The sequence below is a fragment of the Burkholderia sp. AU4i genome, assembly GCF_000466765.1.
Lineage (GTDB): Bacteria > Pseudomonadota > Gammaproteobacteria > Burkholderiales > Burkholderiaceae > Burkholderia > Burkholderia cepacia.
In genome coordinates, this window is sequence record NZ_ASSI01000363.1 from 1 (window position 1) to 5,502 (window position 5,502).

Annotated in this window: 5 protein-coding genes; 1 reads left to right on the plus strand and 4 read right to left on the minus strand. The window is 70.2% G+C overall.

Going from position 1 to position 5,502, the window contains the following annotated elements; translation table 11 throughout:
• Positions 1-254 precede the first annotated feature (254 nt).
• From L810_RS42580 to L810_RS42595, 4 genes are all read right to left on the minus strand, one after another.
• A complete protein-coding gene (locus L810_RS42580; protein ID WP_021164276.1) occupies positions 255-1,178 on the minus strand; it encodes a LysR family transcriptional regulator in 924 nt (307 codons plus the stop codon).
• Between the two features lie 201 nt (positions 1,179-1,379).
• Positions 1,380-1,904, minus strand: coding sequence for a flavin reductase family protein (locus L810_RS42585; RefSeq protein ID WP_021164278.1), 525 nt, complete (start codon positions 1,902-1,904; stop codon positions 1,380-1,382).
• A gap of 66 nt (positions 1,905-1,970) precedes the next feature.
• Positions 1,971-3,197: an FAD-dependent monooxygenase gene (locus L810_RS42590; RefSeq protein WP_042978376.1), complete on the minus strand. Its 1,227-nt coding sequence runs from the start codon at positions 3,195-3,197 to the stop codon at positions 1,971-1,973.
• A gap of 40 nt (positions 3,198-3,237) precedes the next feature.
• Positions 3,238-4,284 carry an LLM class flavin-dependent oxidoreductase gene (locus tag L810_RS42595; protein ID WP_230942759.1) on the minus strand — a complete coding sequence of 349 codons (1,047 nt, stop codon included), beginning with the start codon at positions 4,282-4,284 and terminating at the stop codon, positions 3,238-3,240.
• 285 nt (positions 4,285-4,569) lie between these two features.
• Between L810_RS42595 and L810_RS42600 the strand changes: the two genes are divergently transcribed.
• Entirely contained in the window at positions 4,570-5,370 is an 801-nt protein-coding gene (locus L810_RS42600; RefSeq protein WP_021164281.1) for a 2-amino-3,7-dideoxy-D-threo-hept-6-ulosonate synthase, read from the plus strand.
• Positions 5,371-5,502: the final 132 nt, after the last annotated feature.

The following is a 5,502-nucleotide window of genomic DNA, read 5'->3' on the forward strand; positions in this document are numbered from 1 at the left end:
CGCCGAGCGCGAGCGCGGCGGCGATGATCGAGCGCGCGACATACGCGCCGCGCGGCGTGAAGATGTCGATGCGCGCGATCAGCGCCGCGGCCGCGCGAGTCAGGCGGCGGGGCGGCGCCGCGACGGCGCGCGTCTGATCTGCTGCTTCATGCACTGCACTCGCTCCATGAGAAAGGACGAAGCCAGTCTACGGTCGCGCCATGCATGCCGAACAGTGACGTCTTTGCACTCGACGAGTGCGTGCGACGCATCCGTCATGCGTGCGCCGCACGCAGTGCCGGCTGGCCGGTGCACAGCCCGCGCACGACACGCCGCAACCACTGGTGCGCGGGGTCGCTCTGGAAGCGCGGATGCCACGCCTGCGTGATCAGCACGGTTTCGAGCGGCACCGGCAGTTCGAACGTGCGCACGCCGAGCCCGGCCCGCACCGCGCCGCGCGCGAGATGCTCGGGCAGCGGCAGGATCAGGTCCGACGCCTGCAGCGCGAAGATCGCCGCATACGGCGTCGGCACGACGAGCACCACGTGGCGCGCGAGCCCGCGCACGGCGAGCGCGTCGTCGATCGGCCCCGCCGACTTGCCGCGCCGCGACACGCCGATATGCGGCCAGCGCGCGAAGCGCTCGGGCGTGATGTCGTCGTCGAAGATCGGATGGTCGTGGCGTGCGAGGCCGACGAAGGTCGTCGTGAACAGCGGCTGCACGCGAATCTCCGGCCCCAGGCGGCGCGACGCGCTGATGAAGAGATCGATGCGGCCGCTGCGCAATGCGTCGTCGTCGATGTCGTCTTCCTCGGGCATGAAGCGCAGCATCGCGCGCGGCATCCCGCGCGCCATCTCCTCGAGCAGCCGGCTGCTGTGCAGGCCGACGAAGACGTCGTTCGCACGCACGTTGAACTGCTTGTCGAGCGTGCCGAGATCGATTTCCGCGGACGGCGCGAGCAACTGCGATGCGCGCTCCACGGTTTCGCGGACGACGCCGCGCAGTTCGAGCGCACGCGGCGTCGGCACCATCTTGCGGCCGGCCTGCACGAAGATCGGGTCGCCGACCGTTTCGCGGATGCGCGCGAGCGTGCGGCTCATCGCGGGCGGGCTGAGGTTCATGCGGCGTGCGGCGCCGACGACGCTGCCCTCTTCGAGCAGCGCATCGAGCGAAATCAGCAGGTTCAGGTCGGGTGCCATCGGCTTCTCCGTTTCATCGCGTGCATGCGGCGCAATGGTAGTGCGTGATGTGCGCGCGCAGCGTGACTGCAGCGCACGCAACGATTGCGTGCGGCATCACGCGTGACGCACGCATCGGTGGGGTGGTGCGTGTTTTCTCGAGCGAACGGGCCTGGTGCGAACCCCGCGAACGAATGCTCGAAACAACGGAACGTGCGCCCGTCATCCGCCGCCGGCATCGGACGGCAGCGAGCGGACGGCGGCGAACGCGCCGTTCACGTACATCAGCGGGTTCACGTCGGCGGACATCGCGACGCGCGTGACCCGCCCGACCAGAATCGAATGCGAGCCGACCTCGACCTGTTCGAGCGTGTCGCAGAAGAACGACGTCTGCGCGTTCTCGAGATAGGGCAGGCCCGTCGCCGCGTCGGTACGCCATGCGTCGTGCGCGAAACGCGCGTCGGAGCCCGTCGTGCTGCACGCGAGCGCGAGCGGCACGTGGCAGCTTCGCAGCGCGTTCACGCAGAAGCGCCGGCGGCCGGTGATCGACGCGTGAATGCTCGCGCGCCGGTTGATGCACACCAGCACGGTCGGCGGATCGAGCGCGACCGACGTGAACGAGCTGGCGGTCAGCGCGCACGGTGCGGCGGCGGCGCCGTCGCCGCCGGTCGTCACGATCGTGACGGTGGCGGCCACGCCGCGCATCGCCTGTTTCAGTTGCTGCGCAATGTCCACGGTGTTCGTCATGATGCGGTCCTGTCGCGAGGAGCCCCGGTACCGCGCGGGTCGCGCCGCGCGGCGCCGGGGCGGGCGTCAAAGCTGGTACGCGTCGGCCCAGGTCCAGTGATAGGACTTGAAGTCGGCGCGGCGCGACTTGAGCTCGGCGTCGCGCGCCTGCTGCTCGGGGCCGTCGGGCAGGTGGAATACGCCGCCGTTGCCGGCCGATGCAAGCTGGATCCGCGCGCTGCGGTCGATCCGCAGGCGCTGGTATTCGACCAGCGCGGCGCCGAGCGCGTCCTTCGACGCGAGCCCGGTCACGCACCGGCCGAGCACGACCGCGTCCTCGAGCGCCTGCGCGGCGCCTTGCGACTGGTACGGCAGCATCGGGTGGCACGCGTCGCCGAGCAGGCACACGCTGTCCCACACCCAGCGCGTGAGCGGCTGCCGGTCGTGCAGCGACCAGCGGCTCAGGTCCGACGCGCAGCGGATCAGCCCGACGAGGCGCGGATCCCAGCCGGCGAGCTCGGCCTCGAGCGTCGCGCGGTCGCCCTTGCTGCTCCACGATTCGCGCGTGCTGCCGTCGCCCGGCACGATCACGACGAGGTTCAGCAGCCGGCGGTCGCGCACCCAGTAATGGATCGCGTGCCGGCCGGGCCCGAGCCAGATCGTCACCTGCGGTTCCTTGACGATCTCGAACACGGGCGAGCGCGGGTCGATCGCATCGGCGTCGATCAGCGCGCGATACGCGTCGTCGCCGCTGTAGTGCGGCGCGTCGTCGCCGAGCAGCGCGTGGCGCAGCGTCGAATGAATGCCGTCGGCCGCGACGACGAGATCCGCGCGCCAGCGCGTGCCCGCCGCATCGACGAGCGTCGCGCCGTCCGGCCCGTATGCGTCGAGGCCGCGCACCGCGATGCCGCCGAGGACGGCGACCGGCGGGCCGGCCGTGTACGGGTCGCGCACGGCGTCGAGCAGCGCGGCATGCAGGTCGGCGCGATGCGCGTTCCAGTAAGGCGCGTTGAACTCGGCTTCGACCGCGTCGCCGAGCGGGAAGGTGCCGAGCAGGCTGCCGTCCTGCCAGCGGCGGCGGATCGTCGCGATCGGGGCGACGGCGGCCAGCCGCTGCCGGTCGAGCACGCCGAGCGCACGCAGCGCGCGCGTCGCGTTCGGCACGACCTGCAGCCCGGCGCCGACTTCCCGAAACGCCCGGCTCTGTTCGAGGACGGTGACCCGATGGCCGGCGCGCCGCAGCGCGAGCGCGGCGGCGAGGCCGCCGATGCCGGCGCCGACGACGATCGTGTCGAGTGACAGGGACGGTGTCATGGGCGAGCCCGTGGTGGATCCGGAAGGAATCGGCATGGCGTCATAGTCCCGGCAGCACGTCGCGGGCGAACACCTCCAGGTTGTTGCTCATCAGTTCGTACGGCTGCGCGCCGTAGTCGATGTGCCACAGGATCGCGTCGAGGCCGAGGTCGGCCTCGAGCGCGCGAATGCGCTGGCGCACGGTGTCGGGCGTGCCGAGCACGGCGGTTGCGTCGAGGTCGGCCGTGTCCATGCCGCCCATCTTGTTCTTCATCGCTTCGTTGTAGCCCTGGTAGGCCGGCGACTGCACCTGCTCCCACGACTTCGCCGCTTCCGCGAAATTGCGCCAGTGATGGCGCAGGCGCGGCTCCGCGAGTGCCAGTGCATGCGCGTCCGACGTGCCGATCATCAGCGGGATGCTGATCGCGACCTGCGGCTTGCGGCCGGTGTGGCCGTGATGGCGCTCGAACGTGTCGCGATAGAGCGCCACCATCTCCTGTGTCTTCGCCAGCGCGGCCTTGCGCGGCGGCGCGGCCATCAGCAGGTTGAAGCCGCGTTCGCCGATCCACTCGAAGCTGGACGGCGTGAGCAGCGCCGCGACCCACACCGGCGGGCGCGGCTGCTGCGTCGGGCGCGGCAGCGATTGCGCGTCGCGGTAGCGGAAGAACGGGGTGTCCTCGCTGGCCGATTCCTCGGCGAGGAGCCGCACCGTCGCGTCGATCGTCTGCTGGAAGCGCGTCTTGCTCGAGTCGAGATCGATGCCGAATGCGTCGAATTCGTACGGCAGGAAGGCGCGCGCGAAGCCCAGCTCGAGCCGCCCGTTCGAGATCGCGTCGAGCTGCGCGGCTTCGGCCGCGAGCTGGATCGGATGATGGAACGACGCCTGGATGCCGCCCGTCATCAGGCGGATCGACTTCGTCTGCGCGGCCACGGCCGCGAGGAACATCAGCGGCGACGGGCTGTAGCCGCCGTACGGCTTCAGGTAGTGCTCGGTCATCTTCACGTACGTGTAGCCGAGCCGCTCGGACAGCGCGCTGAGCTTCAGCGCCTGGGCGTAATAGTCGGCCGCCGGGCGGTCGGCCGGGCCGGTATCGGGCAGGAAGGACACGCCGAACTTCATAGACACCTCACAGGTTGATGTGCTGCCGTTGTCTGCAAAGGGGAAGCGATGCCGCGACGAAGGCGTCCCCCGGTCGGGAAACAGGATCGCTCGCAAGGCACTTGCAAGGATGATCCAATCATAGGATGATTGGGTCTATGCAAGTCTTACACGTCGCAAGATTTGCTGCAAGCGTTGCTCGGTTGTCGCTCCAGTTCCGCCCGCAAACGGGCACCCCGGGGGCAGGCTGAAGTCGAACGGGCCGGCCTTTCCATTTCTGGCGAGGAATCACGGATGAACGCTCTTCTATCGGTTTCTGGCAAGGCGCTCAGGATGCGGCGGGTGGTGCGTGCCGCGTCGGGCAAGTGTCTGATGGTGCCGCTCGATCATTCGCTCGCGGACGGGCCGATCGCCCATCCGCAGCAGTTGCGGCAACTGGTTGGCGACATCGCCGCGCACGGCGGCGACGCGATCGTCGTGCATCGGGGCCGCGCGCGCTTCCTGGCGCCCGACGTGCTGAGCGATCTCGCGCTCGTCGTGCACCTGAACGGTTGCACGCGCTACGCGGAGGACGCGAACGCGAAGACGCTGTTCGCGAGCGTCGAGGACGCGCTGGCGAGCGGCGCGGACGCGGTCAGCGTGCACGTGAATCTCGGCTCGAAAACGGAATCCCAGCAGCTGCTCGACCTGAGCCGCATCGCGACCGAATGCGCGCGCTGGTCGCTGCCGCTGCTCGCGATGATCTATCCGCGCGGCCCCGGTCTCGGCGATCGTCCGCAGGCCGAACTGATCGCCCATGCGGCGAACGTCGCGGCGGATCTCGGCGCCGACATCGTCAAGCTGCCGTACAGCGGCGACGCCGCGAGCATGGCCGACATCATCGCCGGTTCGTCGCTGCCGGTGCTGGTCGCGGGCGGCGCGAAGCTGCCCGAAGACGAGTTCGTCGCGTTCACGTCGCGGGTGATGAACGCGGGCGCGCTCGGCATCGCGGCCGGCCGCAACGTGTTCGCCGCGCCGAAGGCCGCCCCGCTGATCCGCCGCCTGTCGGACGCGGTGCACGGCGTCGAGCGGCGCGCCGCGCACCTGGCCGCCTGATCCGCTGCGCCGGGCCGTCGTACCCGGTCTTTTTCGACCATCGAGGGTTTCCATGCATCGCTATCCGTGGATCGACCTGCGCGCGCTCGGCGCGCAGGCAGGCGCCGTCGCGGCCGACGCGGCGAGGGCCGG